Origin of the sequence: Kibdelosporangium aridum (assembly GCF_900176515.1) — a bacterium.
GTDB lineage: Bacteria > Actinomycetota > Actinomycetes > Mycobacteriales > Pseudonocardiaceae > Kibdelosporangium > Kibdelosporangium aridum.
Genome location: NZ_FWXV01000002.1, coordinates 367,890 through 384,313 on the forward strand (window position 1 = coordinate 367,890; position 16,424 = coordinate 384,313).

Sequence of the window (16,424 nt, forward strand, 5' to 3'; positions counted from 1 at the left end):
CGTTAGGGTGGCCGCGTGGACCTCCATGTGGTTGTGCCCGCGGGCGGCAGTGGGACCAGGTTGTGGCCGCTCTCCAGGGCCACCAACCCCAAGTTCCTGCACCCGTTGACCGGTACTGAGCGTTCATTGCTGCAGGCGACGTACGACCGGCTTGTGCCGCTGTCGTCCGCTGATCACGTGCACGTCGTGACCGGCGTCGCGCACGCCGCGGCGGTGGCCAGGCAGCTCCCGGAACTGCCGGAGCGCAACATCCTGGTCGAGCCGCTGGCGCGGGACTCATGTGCGGCGATCGCGCTGGCCGCCGCCGTGATCCAGCAGCGCAGCCCCGGTGCGGTGATGGCGTCGTTCGCCGCCGACCACCTGATCAAGGAACCGGCAGCCTTCGCCGCGACCGTGCGTGAAGCCGCGCGGGGTGCCGCCGAGGGCAAGCTGATGACCATCGGCATCGCCCCGACCCGCCCGGAGACCGGCTACGGCTACCTGCAGTGCAGCGCGACCGCTGAGCTCGGCGTGCAGCAGCAGGTGCTGGAGTTCAAGGAGAAGCCGGACCTGGCGACCGCGACCGAGTACGTGAACTCCGGCCGGTACTTGTGGAACGCCAGCATGTTCGTCTGGCGGACCGACGTGTTCCTCGGCGAGCTGGAGCGGCGCAGGCCGGACGTGTTCGAGCCGGTCAGCAAGATCGCGAAGGCGTGGGACACCGATGAGCGCGCGGTCGTGGTCGACGAGTTGTGGGCCACGATCCCCAAGGTCGCGGTGGAGTACGCGGTGATGGAGCCCGCCGCGGCGGAGGGACTTGTCTCGACCGTGCCCGGCGATTTCGGCTGGAGTGACATCGGCGACTTCGAGACGCTGGGCGAACTGCTGGCAGCCGACCAGGACGGCGCACGCGTCGTGACCACGCCAGGAGCAGGCGATGTCGTGGCTGTGGACAGCTCGGACGTCGTCGCGGTCCCGGCAGGCGGACGGCTGGTCGCGACGCTCGGCGTACGGGACTTGATCGTGGTCGACACGCCCGACGCGGTCCTCGTTTGTCACCGGGATCGGGCACAGGACATCAAACGGCTCACCGAGATCCTGCGTGACACCGGACGGACGGCTTACGTCTAAGATCAACATACGGATTTCAGTTCTTCCCTGACGCCAACCCTCTCTAGAGATACTCTGGTGGCGACGGGACAGCCGGTGGGAGTGCCGGCTCGAGGCGACGCGGGAGAGGCCGGAGCATGGATCCCCGGGAGCGAGCCGATGCCGCTCTGGCCCGCGCCCGCGCGCGCGGTGCCTTCGTAGTGACACCGGAAGACGCGATCTCCCCGATGGACGCGGCGAACACGCTGCAGATCCCTCGGGTTGTCGTGTCGTCGCTGGACGAGCAGCGACCAGACAGCGAGACGACGATGGTGGTCGGGCACCCGTTGTCTGACCCGCAGCCAACGCAAAGCCAGCCGTCGCCCCGCAAACCTCAGCCATACCCGTCGGGTCAGCAGCAGCCTCCGGCGCCACCGCGCCAGGCCGCGCCGCCCGAGCAGGAGCAAGATCCCCAGCCCGAGGGCATCGTGCCGACGGTGCAGAAGAAGCCGAGCCCGCGGCCTTCACTGTCACAGAGGTTGGACGGCACCCTCTAACGCCGTGTCCACCTTTCCAGCACGGTGAAATGCCCTTTCCGGCACCGTGAGTTGCACGTTTCCCGCACTGCTAGGGGAATTTCATGGTGCCGGAGTGGTGGATACGCTGTGCCGGAACGGTGGACACGCGTGTCAGGTTGAGGTGCCGCGGGTTTCCAGCTTCAGGCGGATGTTCAGGCCTGCCTTGATCGCGGCGAGCACCGGCTTCCACTCGGGGCCCTGGTGCCGGTCGGCCAAATACCGGTAGGCGCTCTGGTGATGCACGGCAAGCATTTTCGCCGACGCCTTGGACGTCGCGTGGCCGCCGATGTGGGTGACTTCGGCCGAGGGCACGTAGACGTTCTGCCATCCGGCCTTGCCGATCCGGTCGCCCAGGTCGACGTCCTCGAAGTACATGAAATACCTGGGGTCGAAGCCGTCCACCGAGTCGAAGGCCTCGCGGCGCAACAGCAGGCACGAGCCGGAGAGCCACCCGGCCGTGCGCTCACGCACTGACGTGTCGGACTGGCGGTAGGCCTTCGTCCACGGGTTGTCCTTCCACACGCGGCCGACGACCGCGTGTCCGACGCCCTTGCCCAGCGAAGGCAGCAGCCGCGCGGACGGGTAGACCTCGCCGTTGGGTTCGCGGATCAACGGTCCGAATGCACCACCGCGTGGCCAGCGTGACGTGGCCTTCAGCAGCTCGTCGATGGAGCCCGGGCCCCACTCGATGTCCGGGTTGGCCACGATGACCCAGCCGTATTCGTCGCCGAACTCGGCCACGCCTCGGTTCGCCGCGGCGCCATAACCGAGGTTCTCACCGGTCGACAGCAGGCGTACGCCTTCGCGCGAAGCCGCTTTCTCCGGGGCACCGTCGGTCGATCCGTTGTCCGCCATGACGACCTGGATCGGTCGCTCGGTGGCGGTGGCCAACGTGTCGAGGAACCGCGTGAGCGTCTCGCCTGGTGAGTAGGTGACGGTGACCACAGCCAGCTCGTCGCCATAACGTCTCGGTTCGGTCACGGCCGTGGATTCTGTCACAGACCTCGGCGGTGGATGGCCATCGCCCTGCTGTAGACCGCTCTGTGCTGCGCGGCGCACAGGGACCACGAGAATTCCTTCGAGCGTCTTTGCGCCGCTGAGGCCAGCATGGCTCGGCGTGCTGGGTCGTCCAGTAGCTCGGCCAACGCGGCACCTATGTCGCCCGCTCCTACGCCGCAGTACGCCACCGCGTCTCCGCCTACCTCGGGCAGGGAAAGTCGACTTGTCGTCAGCACGCAGGCTCCGCAGGCCATCGCCTCCAGCACCGGCAGGCCGAAGCCTTCGCCCAGGCTCGGATACGCGACCAGCTCAGCGCCGCCGAGGAACCCGGCGAGCTGGGAGAACGGCAGGTAGCCCGCCCTGATCACGCGCAGCCGGTGCGGCAGGGCGTCCAACGCCCGCTCGACCTGGCCGTCCCAGCCCGGCTGACCGGCCAGGACCAGCGCGGGCGGGTCAGCGCGTCCTTCGCAGGCCTTGGCGAAGCCCCGGATCAGCGCCGGGACGTTCTTACGCGGCTCCAATGCCCCCAGGAACGCGACATAAGGCATTTTCGACAAGCCGATGGTGGCCCGTGCGGTTTCGATCTCCTCGGGTGTGGGCTGGTGGAACCGGTCCACGTCCACGCCGTGCCGCACGACTTCCAGCGAGCGCGGGTTCGCCCGGGCGACACGGACCAACTCGGCCGCGGTCGCGTCGCTGGGCACCACGCACAACGACGCACGATTGAGGGCCACGCGCGTCCAGCCGCGGAAGAACCGCGCCTTGACCGACGAGTGCAGCATCGCGTCGGTGAAGAACGTCGCGTCGTGCAGGGTGACCACGGAGGCCGCAGGGTTCGCGAGCGGTGTCGTGTAGTGCGGCGAGTGCAGCACGTCCACGCGCAACCGCCGGACTAAGCCTGGCAACGTTGTCTGTTCCCATGCCAGGCGCGCTGTGCGGGTCTCGATCGTCTCCCCGGTCGGCACGATCCGCGAGTTCGGCGCCAGCTTCGCGTAGAGCTCCACGTCCCGCTGCTGGCAGACCACCGAGATCCGGGCTCCGTCGGCGTCCAAAGCGGACACCAACGAGTCGACGTAGCGACCGACGCCACCGCGGTCCGCGGGGACGGCGGTGGCGTCGATCAACACGCTGGGTTCAGGGCGGGCCACTCATGCAGAGTACGACCACGCGCCAGGTCGCATAGCCCAAACCCACCAACTCACCTGAGCCCCGCATGTGTTGCGTGCGACAGCTCGACGTGCAGTTTCCACAGGGATTCCGCGGCTCGGTCCCAGGTGAACTTGGCTGCTCGGGCCTTCGCTGCCTGTACCAACGTCGCCGTGTGGTCAGGGAACGCGACCACGCTGTGCAGTGCGTTGGCCAGTGCCGCCGGGTCGTTGCGCCTGGCCAGGACACCCGTGCCGCCAGCCACTTCGACCAGCGCCGGAGCGTCCGAGTGGACCACGGGCACGCCGACGGCCATCGCCTCAAGCACCGGAAGCCCGAACCCTTCGGCCATGCTGGGCGCCGCCAGCACTGTCGCCCGATGCAGGACGACCGCGAGCTGGCTGTCGGACAGCTTGCCGAGCAAGTGCAAACGCCCTGGGGGGAGTCCACAGTCGGCGGCGACCACGGCCAGGTCGACATCGCCCCAGCCCTGCGGACCGGCGATCACCAGCGGCAAGTCCGGTGCCGACGGCCGTGCCATGGCCTCGACCAGGACGTCCAGGCCTTTGCGTGGCTCGATCGTGCCGACCGCGAGGACGTATTCCTCCGGCAGCCGCAGGCGTTCCACAATGCGCTCGACCTCGTCCGGTGCGGGCAGGTTCGCGATCACGTCCGGCACGCCGTGCCCGATGACGTGCACCCGAGCGGGCCCGGGCGCGTACTGGCTGAGTTCTGCGGCTACGGCCGCGGTTGGCACGACGATCGCGGTTGCCTGTTGCGTCGCACGCCGGATCATCGCCTGATGCCAGGCAGCGCCTCGGCGCGTCAAGGTCTCGGGATGCGTGAACGGAACCGTGTCGTGCACGGTCACAACGAGACTGCAGCCACGGCGTGCAACGGGCGGCGCCAACGGGGTTGGCGCGTGCACGGCGTCGCCACCGGGCCATAACCTCACGCCGTGCTCCCACGCGAGCGTCAAAGCACGACGTGGGAGGGGCATCATCCGTGGGCCGTCGACGCCGGAAACCATGGCAGCGGCAGGGTTGCGGTGTTTGGCGGTGACGCCAACGACCGTCCAGCCCGCAGGTGCGTGCTTCACCATGGCGGGCAGCAGTTCCCGGGTGTACCGCCCGGTTCCGCCCGGTACCGGGGCCAACAACTGCTCGGTGAGCACTACCAGTTCGGGCACCGGTCCAGGGTATTTCCTCGCGGGTACTGTTGCAGCCCGTGCGGACAACTGTGCGGACGACGGTGGTCGTGGTGACGTGGCGGGGGCGCGCACACCTCGAGTCCTGCTTGGACGCAGTGGCCAAGCAGGAGCGTCCACATCGGATCCTCGTGGTCGACAACGCGTCCGACGACGGCTCCGGCGAGCTGGCCCGGTCCCACCACAGCACCCCGGAAGTGCTCAGACTGCCGGTCAACACAGGCTATGCGGGCGGTATCCAGGCCGCGCTCGATGTGTGCGAAACGCCGTACATGGCATGGCTGAACGACGACGCGATGCCCAAACCCGGCTGGCTCGGCGCTTTGGAAGACGCCCTCGAAGATCCCCGTGTCGGTGCGGCCAGCGCGAAGCTGCTCACGGGCAAAGGAGAAACACAGTCCATCGGAGTCGGGCTGACCCGTGACGGCCACGGCATCGACGTGACCGAAGGTCCGATCTTCGGCTTCTGCGGCGGCGCCGCTCTGACCCGCGTCGAAGCACTCAGGCAAGTCGGCGGCGTGCCAAGCGAGTTCTTCTGCTACTACGAGGACACCGACACCTCTTGGCGTCTACGCAGGCACGGTTGGAAGATCGTGGCCGTACCCGAGGCTGAGGTCGTCCACCTGCACGGCGCCACCGCCAAGCCGGGATCTGTCGATTTCCACCGGTGGAACGAACGCAACCGGCTGCTGACGCTGCTACGAAACGCGCCGCTGTGGATCGCTGCCCGTGAGCTGGCCAGGTTCGCCGTGATCACGGCGCTGATCCCGGTCAAGCGTGACGTGCCGGAGGCTGCGAATTTCCAGGTGGGGCTGAGGCTGAGAGTTCTTGGTGAGGTGATGAGAGGGCTCAGCGCGAGTCTGGCTGTGCGAGGGGCGGGCAGGCGCAGTGACATGTGGCATCAGCGCGAGTCCGGCGGAGCGACGGTCGGGTAGACGCGGCAGCATTCGCCCTCAGCGCGAGTCCGGCGGAGCCACCGTCAGGTAGACGCAGTCCCACTTGATCCAGTTCGCGTTCGTGGCGGCGAAGAACCTGATCATCGCGGTGTCCGCGGGCGCGGCAGTCGGCCCGAGGTCGAACCGGCCGAGCTTGTTGTCCGTGTCAATGTCGTGATCCGCCTGGACCGACCGCTCGGCGACCTGCCTGCCGTCCTTGTCGTAGAACCGCAGCCCGATCGGCTGGTTCTGCGAGATGTCGTGCGTTCCGGCCCGGACAACCAGGTGATATTTGCCGTTCGGGATGACCGTCGGGATCGTTTCATAGGCGGTGCTCACTCGACCGGGTGGTGTCGAGATCGCGGCGTTCAACTGGTCGAACGCAGGGACACTTTTCTCCACGAAGAGCTTCGGTTGCTCCGGGGCCGGCGTGCCCGGCGGGACCGACCAGGTCGGTTCGAACGTATAGCCGGCCGGCTGGCCATTGGCCGCGACCTCTTCGACGCTCGGGTTCGGCGCGAACCCGCCCGCGCAGGTCGGCGGCTGCACGGCAGCGGCCGGACCGGGCGGGATTACCAGCAGTACAGCGGTGATCACACGGGCCAACACCGCCGCAGGCTAACCACTGAACGGCCGCTTCGCTCGATGAGGCAGTCTTATGGGGTACGTCAGATCTCCAGGAGGTGTCGTGCCCGACGACTCGCTGCTACCGGTCGTGTCGGTGGTCGTGGTCAACTACCGCGGCGCGGAGGACACGATCACGTGCCTGCGTTCGCTGCGCGATGACCTGGCGTATCCGGCGGACCGGCTGCAGGTCATCTGCGTGGACAACGCCTCGGGTGACGGCAGCGCCGAGCGCATCAAGACGCACGCGCCGGACGCCGAGGTGATCGAGTCGAAGACCAACCTCGGCTTCGCGGGCGGCTGCAACCTGGGGGTTCAGCACGCCAAGGGCAGCGTTGTGGCGTTCCTCAACAACGACGCCCGGCCGCACCGCGACTGGGTCAGCGCCGCGGTGAAAGTGCTGCTCGCCGAGCCGACGATCGCCGCCGTGGCCAGCAAGGTGCTCGACTGGGAAGGCAAGCGGATCGACTTCGTCGACGGCGGCCTGACCTGGTTCGGCATGGGCTACAAAACCCATCAGGGTGAATCTGACGAAGGCCAGTTCGACACAGCGCGTGACGTCCTGTTCGGCACAGGGTCAGCACTTTTCGTGCGCGCGGCGACGTTCAAGCAGCTCGGCGGGTTCGACGAGCGGTTCTTCATGTTCTACGAGGACGTCGACCTCGGCTGGCGGCTGAACCTGCGCGGCTGGCGCGTGCGCTACGAACCCACGTCGATCGCGTACCACAAGCACCACCGGTCGATGACCACTTTGGACAACTCGCGGGAGATGTACCTGCTGGAGCGCAACGCGCTCGCGTCGCTGTACAAGAACGTGTCGGACAAGGCGCTCGGCAGGGTCCTCCCGGCCGCGCTCGCGCTGTCGATCCGGCGGGCGACCGCACGCGGCGGGATCGACCCGACTCAGCTGGAGATCACCAACAGGCCGGCGACCGGCCCCGATCTGACCGACCCGATCGAGATCCCGCGCGTCTCGGTCGCGGCGATGCTCGCGATCGACCGGTTCGTGGAGATGTTGCCGTCCCTCAAGGAATCCCGCGCGATCGAGCAGGCCGCCCGGGTGCGCTCCGACGGCGATTTGTTGCCGCTGATGCGCAACGCCCTTGAGCCCGCCTGTCCGGAGGTGTCATACCTGGAGGCGCACCAGAAACTGGTCGCGACTCTCGATCTGGAAGACCTGTATGCCCTGCGGCGCAACATCCTCGTGGTCACGTCCGACTCGATCACCGAGCGGATGGCCGGGCCCGCGATCCGTGCGTGGAACATGGCCGACGTGCTTGCCGGGGAGCACGACGTGCGGCTGATCACGATGAACGAGCACTCGAACCCGCCGCAGGCGCCGTTCGACGTGCGGTACGTGCGGCCTGCGGACATGGGGCCGGAGGTCGACTGGGCACACATCGTGATCCTGCAAGGACATGTGCTCGAGCAGGTTCCTCAGCTGAAGACCAGCCCCAAGATCGTCGTGTGTGATATCTACGATCCGATGCACCTGGAACAGCTCGAGCAAGGCAAGGACCTGACCGACGCGCGCCGCGCGCACGTGGTCGAGGTGGTCACCGAGGTGCTGAGCAACCAGTTGCTGCGGGGGGACTTCTTCCTCTGCGCCTCGGAACGCCAGCGGCACTTCTGGCTCGGTCATCTCGGTGCGATCGGCCGTCTGTCGCCGACGCTGTACGACAGCGATCCTTCGGTGCGCTCGCTGCTCGCGATCGCACCGTTCGGCCTGTCGGCGAAGCCGCCGCAGCGCACCGGTCCGGGACCGCGCGATCTGGTCGACTCGATCGGCCAGGACGACAAGGTGATCATCTGGGCGGGTGGGATCTACAACTGGTTCGACCCGCTGACGCTGCTGCACGCGATCGACCGCATGCGGGGCACGCACCCGGACGTGAAGTTGTTGTTCCTCGGCATGAAGCACCCGAACCCGGACGTCGGCGAGATGGACATGGCCAACCGGGCCCGTGCACTGGCCAGGCGGCTGAACCTGGGCGGCAACGTCGTCTTCAACGAGACCTGGGTGCCGTTCGACGAGCGGCAGAACTGGCTGCTGGACGCCGACTGCGGTGTGACGACGCACTACGAGCACGTCGAAACGACGTTCGCGTTCCGCACCAGGGTGTTGGACTACCTGTGGTCCGGCCTGCCGATCGTGACCAGCGCGGGCGACTCCTTCGCGGACCTGGTGGAACGTGAGCGGCTCGGCGTGGTCGTCCCGGCCGAGGATCCGGACGCGCTGGCCGCGGCGTTGGAAAAGGTGTTGTACGACAAGGAATTCGCGCAGGCTTGCCGCGAACGCATCGAACTCGTCCGCGAGCGGTTCACGTGGGAGACTGCGTTGGCGCCGTTGGTGGAATTCTGCCGGAACCCACGACCGGCCGCGGACCGTCTACCTGGTGCGGGACCGATGGTCGGCACCAAGCCACTCGGGGCGGTCGCCGCAGTGCGCCGCGACGTGGCGCTGATGAAGGAGTATCTCAACGCGGGCGGGCCGCGTGAGCTCGCCAGGCGAGCCGGGGGCCGGCTGCGCCGCGTGTTGGGACAAGGGAGGTAGCGCGCGTTGGCAAAGGGCAGGTTGCGAGTGCTGTTGGACGGGACCCCGCTGCTGGGGACCCGGACCGGAGTGGGCAGGTACACCTCTGCCCTGGCGGAAGAACTCGCGTCCATGCCCGAAGTCGATATGCGCGCCGTCGCCTTCACACTGCGTGGCTGGCGACGGCTCCGCCGGGTCCTGCCACACGGTTCCCGCGCACGTGGAATGCCCGTGTCAGCGCGGCTGTTGCGGAAGTGCTGGCTGCGTGCACCGTTGCCGCCGATCGAGGTTTTCGCCGGTTTCACGGACGTCGTGCACGGCACCAACTTCGTCTTGCCGCCCTCGTTGCGGGCCGCGGGCGTTCTCACCATCCATGATCTCGCATTCCTTGACGCGCCCGACGAACTGCCGCCGAGCGACCGTGAATTGCCTGAGCTCGTACGGCGTTCGGCCCAACGCGCGGCGATGGTCTGCACGCCAAGCCAGGCCGTTGCCGACGTTGTCGCGGAACGCCTTGGACTCCCGGTCGAGCGGATCGCGGTCACGCCGCTTGGCGTGGACCCAGCCTGGTTCGCCGCACGTCCGCCGGGCGAGCACGTCCGCAAACGCCTTGGGCTGCCGGAGGAGTACCTGCTTTTCGTGGGCGCGGCCGGGCCCCGCAAGCGCCTCGACTGGCTGTTGAAGGCGCACGAGTCGGCGCCCGACCTGCCGCCCCTGGTCCTCGCCGGTCCCGGGCACACAGCGGTATCCGACCGGGTACGCCCGGTCGGCTATCTGTCCGATGTGGATCTCCGCAACGTGGTCGCCGGGGCGTCAGCCCTGGTCTTGCCGTCCCGTGACGAGGGCTTCGGGTTGCCGGTGCTGGAAGCGATGGCCTGTGACGTCCCGGTGATCTGCTCGGACGTGCCCGCGCTGCGTGAGGTCGCGGGCGGGCACGCCACCCTGGTTCCCTTTGGCGACTTGGAGGCCATGCGGGTCGCGTTGAGCGCGGCATTGCAGGAACCGCCGACTCCCGCCACCTTGACCGCCCGCCGCACCCACGCCGCCGAGTTCACGTGGCGACGTTGCGCGGAGACAACGGTTGCCGCGTATCGCCGCGCGACCTCGTAGGCCGGTGCTAAATTCGCCGGATGGACTCCGGCGGGGACTCGGGCAGGTTCGACTTCATCAAGTCCGAAGTAGACAGTCTGTTGCGGCGGTTCAGGAAACGCCGTAAGCGCGACAAACGCAAGGCTTTCGCGCTGCAGATGTCCACCGTGACGTTGTCGGCGACGATCAGTGTCCTGCTTGGCCTGCGCAATTTCGCCGGCGCGGAGTCGTTGCTGGCCAACATCGCGCTCGCGCTCGGTTCGTTGATCACGGTTCTCGCTGCGGCCGACGCGTTCTTCGGGCACCGCGAGTTGTGGATCCTGCGCACACGAACCGTCCGTGACCTGGAAGAACTCTCCCGTGACATGGCGTACTACCAAAGCAGCCTCGGTACCGGCCAGCCGGAACGAGCGGAGGTGGACACGTTCTTCGAGCGACTCGGCGAGATAGTCAAGAAGGACAGCGAGGACTGGGGGCGGCTGCGCACGCCGACCGTCCCGAACCAATGAACCGCCGCGCGGTGATCATCACCGCACTGGAAGTCGAATTCACCGCGGTCGCCGCCCGGCTGGCCAACACGGGCTGGCAAGCCCACCCGCAGGGAACCCGTTATCTCGTCGGCGAATACGATGATTGGACCGTCGCACTCGTCGAAATCGGCCGGGGCAACGAGGAAGCCGGGCATTCGACCGAGCGCGCACTCGAGTTCTTCAAACCGTCGGTCGCGCTGTTCGTCGGTGTCGCGGGCGGGATCAAGGATGTCGGTCTCGGTGACGTCGTTTTCGCCACCGAAGTGGTCGGATATGAGTACGGCAAAGAGACTTCGGACGCGTTCCTGCCGCGTGGCCAGGTCGGTTCGTCGTCACACGAACTCATTCAGGCGGCCAGGCAGCTCCGGCACGAACTGCGGCCGGAAGTCGAGTTCGCGGTCGTCGTCGAGCCGATCGCCGCTGGTGGCAAGGTGGTGGCGGACGCGTCCGCACCCAGCGCGCAGCTGATCCAGCAGCACTACAGCCAAGTCGTGGCCACGGAACAGGAAGGACTCGGGTTTCTCAAGGCAGCCGCCGCCCGGCAGAACGTGGCAGTCGGCGTCGTCCGCGGAATCAGCGACCTGTTGTCCGGCAAGTCAGCATCGGACGCCGCCGGTTGGCAAGAGAAGGCGGCACACAACGCCGCCCAGTTCACGCTGCGGCTGCTGGATGTCGTCGCCCCGACCGAGCCGGTGACGATCGAGATGGTCGCCGAGCACATGATGGCGGCGTGGCTACGCCTGCGTGGCTGGCCCACCGACGACTTCACCAGCGGCATCACAGATCGGCTCGCCCGCCGACGGGCGCAACGCCTGCTGGACGACCTCCAGGACATCCTGGTGGATCGCCTGGAGCAGCGCTGGCCGAACGTCCAGCCGTCGACAGCCACCGTGCGAGGGCTGGCGCGGTTGACCCGTACCCCACCAGCCATTGTGGACATCGGGACGATCAAAGCCGTGCTGTCCCAGCGAGACGACTTCGCCTCTGATGTGGCGGGCTTCCTGGTCGAGGCCTATTTGGCACTTCCCGAGCTGCGTCCTGATGCGTTGGCTGGGTTGACCGACCGGGCGACGGAACTGCGCGAGCGGCTCGAACGCGGACTGAGCACCATGCCGCAGCGGCAGGTCCACGCTGGTGAGCAGATCTCCGACGCGACCTACCGGACGGACTACCTGCGCGCGATCGGTCATCGGCTGGACACGTTGCAGATCCTGGGAATCGACCTGGCCAGGACGATCGAGCGCTACTCGCTGACCACGGCCTATGTCTCGCTGTCGGCCGGGCACCACACCGATGTGGCGGATGTACTGGCCAGCTCGAAGCGCCTGCTGCTGATCGGTGAAGCAGGTTCTGGAAAGACAACACTGTTGCAATGGGTGGCCGTCACGACGGCCAGGGGCCAACTGCCGTCGCAACTGGAGCACTGGGGCCAGGAAGCCGTTCCGTTCCTGATCAGGCTCCGCCGCTACATCAACGGCCCGATGCCGGACGTCGAGGACTTCCCCACCGAGGTCGCCGCGACGCTGGCCAGCCGTAAGCCACCGAACTGGTGCTCGAACGTACTGCGTGACGGCCACGGGATCGTGCTGATCGACGGCCTCGACGAGCTACCCGCGGGACGGCGCCGGATCGTCCAGGAATGGCTGGACGACCTGTTCTCGGCCTACCCCGACAACATCTTCATCCTCAGCGGACGCCCGGCTGCCTTGCGGGACAACAGCTTCAGGCTGTCAGACGTCGAACTCGCCGAGTTGATCCCGATGGGCCCGGCGCAGATCACGGCGTTCATCAAGCACTGGCACGCGTCAACCGGACGCAACCTGCCGACGGACACGGATCGAGCCGACCACCAGATCAAGGGTGAGCTGCTGGCCGAGCACATCCTCGCCACCCCGGCACTGCGTGACCTCGCACGGACACCGTTGCTGTGTGCCGTGTTGTGCGCGCTTGCCTACGCGCGCAAGGGTGTCAGCAGCCTGCCTCGCCGCAGGGTTGAGCTGTATCAGGCGGCTTTGGAGATGCTCACCGGGCGGCGTGATTCCGAGCGCCACATAGCCACATCTCCGCTCGGTTCGACCGAACGCATTGCCTTGCTTGAGGATCTGGCGCAGTGGCTGATCCGGAACGGGCAGTCGGAGATCTCCCGGGACAAGGCGCTCCGGCACGTCGAACGCGCCCTGCGGTCCCTGCGAAACGTCACCCTCACCGCGGAAGAAGCGTTGCAAGACCTTGTCGAGCGTTCCATCCTGCGGGAACCAGCGGTGGATCTGATCGACTTCGTCCACCGGACATTCGAGGAGTACCTGGCCGCCCGCTGGATGAACGACCAAGGTGATGTCGGTGCACTGCTTGAGAAAGCAGGCGATCCGGCGTTCAGCGAAGTGATCACCCTTGTCGCAGGCCTGTCTCGGCAGAGGGACGCGGACGCCTTGATCGGTGAACTCCTCGACAGGGCCGAAAGCACCGACCCCGAGTTGTACGAGCTGGTGACCAGGTGCGTGGACGCCTGCTTGCGAGTCGAGCCAGAGTTTGTGGACCGGCTGAGCCAGTACTACATCCAGCTGATCCCACCGAGGAGCTTCAACGATGCGTTGGCGCTCGCCACGGGCGGCGACACATCGACGGCCCTGCTTGCGCAATACCTGAACGACCCGAATGTTTCTCTCGTCGACGACTTCGCTGAGCTGGAGTGGTGCATTGTCGCTCTCGGTCATATCCGCACCCCCGAAGCCCTGCGTGTACTCGCCGACCTTCGCATCGATCTCCGCACGGAAATGGCGGAAGTCCTGGTGGACACATGGTCCAACTTCCCGCCCATCGAATACGCCAGCCGAGTGCTGACCCCGCTGAACGAACCGATGAGCGTCGACTTGACCGATCGCACCCGGATCCAGTTCACCGGACAGGTGCCGAGCGACTATCGGTTTGCGCTGCATCTGCCCACCGACGAGTTCGAGGGGCAAATCCCTCAGCTGTCCAATGCGCGCCTGCACAGCATCGAAGTCGGCGAGACCGATGTGGCCGGTTTCATCTCGATGGTGTCCGTTGAGGGGATCACTGATATCAGTACCACGCTCCAGCTCACTGAAGAGTTCGTTCAGTTTCCTGACTGCCCCACGCTGACTTCACTCGATCTCATTCTGCTGACCGACGCATGGCAGGACCCGTTTGACTGTCAGGCTCTCGTCGCCTTCCCAAACTTGGTGGTCCTGCGATTGGAGTCCGAATGCAAGCTGTCCAACTTGCAAGCTCTGAACAATCTGCCGCACTTGGACCAGCTCCAAATTAGCTCAATAGCGGGTCAACTCTCGCAGCTGAGCCTGCCAGCTTTGCGCACATTGTGGATACGAGACTGGCCTGCAGACGACTTCAGCCCCATCGTCGGATGCAATGCACTGCAAGTCGTCGATGTCACCGGCTCTGTGGTTGTCACTCTTCATGACCTGCAAGGGCTGACTGACCTGCGCAAGATCATCCTCAAGGACTGTGTGTCCTTAGTAGACATAAGCGTGCTCACCGATTTGCCGCACCTTGAGTATGTCGACCTCAGAGGTTGCGTTGCGCTGGACGAGAATGCTCAAGACATCATCGACAGCCTGCCGAGCCGTGTCGATGTCCTGCTAGACGAGTCGCCGCTCGATTCTGGGCCAGACTCGAACAACACTCGCGACGGGTCCGACCTCGAGGAGGAGCAAACCGACGATCATTTGGTCCGCGCAGTGGTCGGCACGGACGCCGCCGATGAGCTTGTCGGTGGCTGGATCGTCGGCACTCTCGACGAGATCGAGCTCCCGTCCTCCGAAGAAGGGCTACCGGCTGACGAGGTTGGTCTGGAAGGCTTCGGTGAGGGCTTCCCGCCAGGACCTGAGGGGCGTTAGACCCGCGTTCACCCACGATGCCTGCGACAGCACCGAATTCGCCGGACGCTTGGCCGGTCGCGGGTATTCCTCGCTCGTGCACGGTTTCACGCGATCCGGGTCGGCGCCAAGCTCCTCGAAGATCGCGCGGGCGAAACCGCACCACGTCGTCTTCCCACCGCCCGCGCAGTGCAGGACGCGCTGTGCCGGGCCGTTGCCTGTAACCACCTTCGAGGCGAGTTCCAGCAAACCCTCCGCCAGGTCTGACGCCCACGTCGGCGAGCCGTACTGATCGTCCACAACGGACAAGTTGTCCCGCTCGCCTTCCAGGCGGACAATCGACTTCACGAAGTTCGAGCTGCCGAACGCACCGTAGACCCACGCCGTGCGGACCACCCATGCGTCCGCGCCCGAACGCAGTACTGAGGATTCCCCGGCCAGCTTTGTCAGGCCGTAGACGGATTTCGGGCCGACCTCGTCGTCCACTTCGTACGGTTCGGTCTTGTCGCCGGAGAACACGTAGTCCGTCGACACCTGGATCATCGGGACCTGACGGGACGCGCAGACCGCCGCCAGCAGCCGGGGTCCGTCCGCGTTGACCGAAAACGCTGTGTTCCGGTCGGTTTCCGCCGCGTCGACCGCCGTGTACGCCGCCGCGTTGATCACGATCGGGGGACGGTCGCCCGCTTCGGCGAGCAGGGCGTCGACCGCCTGCACCACCGAACCCGCTTGGGTGACGTCGAGTTCTTTCGATCCCGGGTTGTGCACCACCGAGCCAGCCGGCGCCTTGGCCGCGAGCTCTTGCCCCAGCTGCCCGTTCCCGCCGGGGACCAGCAGCGCGATCGCTGTCATCGGGTCGTGGCCAGTGCGACGCGCTTCTTCAGGGGTTCCCACCACGAACGGTTGTCGCGGTACCACTCGACCGTGCTACGCAGGCCCTGTTCGAAGGACACCCGGGGTTGGTAGCCCAGTTCCGTGCTGATCTTGGTGATGTCCACCGAGTAGCGGCGGTCGTGGCCCTTGCGGTCCTCGACCGGGCGCACCATCGAGAAGTCCGCGCCGACCGCGTCCAGCAGCAACTCGGTCAGCCTGAGGTTCGTCAACTCGGTGCCGCCGCCGATGTTGTAGATCTCGCCCGGCCTGCCCTTGGATGCCACGAGCTGAATGCCATGGCAGTGATCGTCCACGTGCAGCCAGTCACGGACATTCATCCCATCGCCGTAAAGCGGCACCTTCTGGCCGTCGAGCAGATTGGTGACGAACAACGGGATGACTTTCTCAGGGAACTGGTACGGCCCGTAATTGTTCGAACACCGCGTGATGCACACCGGCAAGCCGTACGTCCGATGGAACGACCGCGCGATCAGGTCGGAGGACGCTTTTGACGCGGAGTAAGGAGAATTCGGCAACAGAGGGTGATCCTCCGGCCACGAACCATCATCGATCGAGCCATACACCTCGTCGGTCGAGACGTGTACGACCTTGCTCACAGACGCGTCCAGGGCGGCCTGCAGCACGTATTGCGTGCCAAGGACGTTGGTCAGCACGAAGTCGGCGCCCGCGGCGATGGACCGGTCCACATGTGATTCGGCGGCGAAGTGCACCACCAAATCCGTGCCCTGCATGAGCTCGCTCACCAGACCGGCGTCACAGATGTCCCCGCGCACGAAACGCAGCCGCGGTGAATCGGCGACCGGTGCGAGATTGGCCTCGTTACCGGCGTACGTCAGCTTGTCCAGCACCACTACTTCGGCGTCGGCGAGCTCGGCATATGCGCCGGTGAGCACTTGCCGGACGTAGTGCGAGCCGATGAAACCCGCACCACCGGTGACCAGAACCCGCATTCGTCGCCCTCCAG

At 66.4% G+C, this 16,424-nt stretch carries 13 protein-coding genes; 7 read left to right on the forward strand and 6 right to left on the reverse strand.

Features of this window, described 5'->3' with window-relative positions; translation table 11 throughout:
• The first annotated feature begins 15 nt into the window (after window positions 1-15).
• A complete protein-coding gene (locus tag B9C43_RS11120; protein ID WP_033389681.1) occupies window positions 16-1,110 on the forward strand; it encodes a mannose-1-phosphate guanylyltransferase in 1,095 nt (364 codons plus the stop codon).
• A 116-nt stretch (window positions 1,111-1,226) separates the two neighbouring features.
• Entirely contained in the window at window positions 1,227-1,625 is a 399-nt protein-coding gene (locus B9C43_RS11125; RefSeq protein WP_033389680.1) for a hypothetical protein, read from the forward strand.
• A gap of 132 nt (window positions 1,626-1,757) precedes the next feature.
• Here the strand turns inward: B9C43_RS11125 and B9C43_RS11130 are convergent, their stop codons facing one another.
• The 3 genes from B9C43_RS11130 to B9C43_RS11140 all read right to left on the reverse strand — a co-directional run bounded on the left by B9C43_RS11130 (window position 1,758) and on the right by B9C43_RS11140 (window position 4,980).
• Window positions 1,758-2,627 carry a glycosyltransferase family 2 protein gene (locus B9C43_RS11130; protein WP_033389691.1) on the reverse strand — a complete coding sequence of 290 codons (870 nt, stop codon included), beginning with the start codon at window positions 2,625-2,627 and terminating at the stop codon, window positions 1,758-1,760.
• Between the two features lie 14 nt (window positions 2,628-2,641).
• Window positions 2,642-3,772, reverse strand: a complete 1,131-nt coding sequence (locus B9C43_RS11135; protein ID WP_033389679.1) for a glycosyltransferase family 4 protein — start codon at window positions 3,770-3,772, stop codon at window positions 2,642-2,644.
• A gap of 71 nt (window positions 3,773-3,843) precedes the next feature.
• Window positions 3,844-4,980: a glycosyltransferase family 4 protein gene (locus tag B9C43_RS11140; RefSeq protein WP_084425951.1), complete on the reverse strand. Its 1,137-nt coding sequence runs from the start codon at window positions 4,978-4,980 to the stop codon at window positions 3,844-3,846.
• A 38-nt stretch (window positions 4,981-5,018) separates the two neighbouring features.
• Here B9C43_RS11140 and B9C43_RS11145 point away from each other — a divergent pair, with 38 nt between their 5' ends.
• Window positions 5,019-5,933 carry a glycosyltransferase family 2 protein gene (locus tag B9C43_RS11145; RefSeq protein ID WP_235038560.1) on the forward strand — a complete coding sequence of 305 codons (915 nt, stop codon included), beginning with the start codon at window positions 5,019-5,021 and terminating at the stop codon, window positions 5,931-5,933.
• Between the two features lie 18 nt (window positions 5,934-5,951).
• Here B9C43_RS11145 and B9C43_RS11150 read toward each other — a convergent pair whose 3' ends face one another.
• On the reverse strand, window positions 5,952-6,542 hold the full coding sequence (locus tag B9C43_RS11150; RefSeq protein ID WP_084425955.1) for a DUF7850 domain-containing protein: 591 nt from the start codon (window positions 6,540-6,542) through the stop codon (window positions 5,952-5,954).
• Between the two features lie 49 nt (window positions 6,543-6,591).
• Between B9C43_RS11150 and B9C43_RS11155 the strand changes: the two genes are divergently transcribed.
• From B9C43_RS11155 to B9C43_RS11170, 4 genes are read left to right on the forward strand one after another with little or no spacing between them, the layout of a single operon-like run.
• Window positions 6,592-9,111 carry a glycosyltransferase gene (locus B9C43_RS11155; protein ID WP_200825530.1) on the forward strand — a complete coding sequence of 840 codons (2,520 nt, stop codon included), beginning with the start codon at window positions 6,592-6,594 and terminating at the stop codon, window positions 9,109-9,111.
• A gap of 6 nt (window positions 9,112-9,117) precedes the next feature.
• Window positions 9,118-10,200, forward strand: a complete 1,083-nt coding sequence (locus B9C43_RS11160) for a glycosyltransferase family 4 protein (RefSeq protein ID WP_084425958.1) — start codon at window positions 9,118-9,120, stop codon at window positions 10,198-10,200.
• 20 nt (window positions 10,201-10,220) lie between these two features.
• Complete coding sequence (locus B9C43_RS11165) at window positions 10,221-10,688, forward strand: SLATT domain-containing protein (RefSeq protein WP_084425960.1); 468 nt, start codon at window positions 10,221-10,223, stop codon at window positions 10,686-10,688.
• On the forward strand, window positions 10,685-14,587 hold the full coding sequence (locus B9C43_RS11170; RefSeq protein ID WP_084425962.1) for a phosphorylase family protein: 3,903 nt from the start codon (window positions 10,685-10,687) through the stop codon (window positions 14,585-14,587). Before B9C43_RS11165 ends, B9C43_RS11170 begins: the two co-directional genes overlap by 4 nt.
• Here the strand turns inward: B9C43_RS11170 and rfbD are convergent.
• Together rfbD and rfbB are read right to left on the reverse strand one after the other, a co-directional pair.
• Entirely contained in the window at window positions 14,519-15,418 is a 900-nt protein-coding gene (rfbD, locus tag B9C43_RS11175; protein ID WP_084425964.1) for a dTDP-4-dehydrorhamnose reductase, read from the reverse strand. The two genes, B9C43_RS11170 and rfbD, sit on opposite strands and share 69 nt — an antisense overlap.
• Window positions 15,415-16,410, reverse strand: coding sequence for a dTDP-glucose 4,6-dehydratase (rfbB, locus tag B9C43_RS11180; protein WP_084425966.1), 996 nt, complete (start codon window positions 16,408-16,410; stop codon window positions 15,415-15,417). Before rfbB ends, rfbD begins: the two co-directional genes overlap by 4 nt.
• Between the last annotated feature and the right edge of the window lie 14 nt (window positions 16,411-16,424).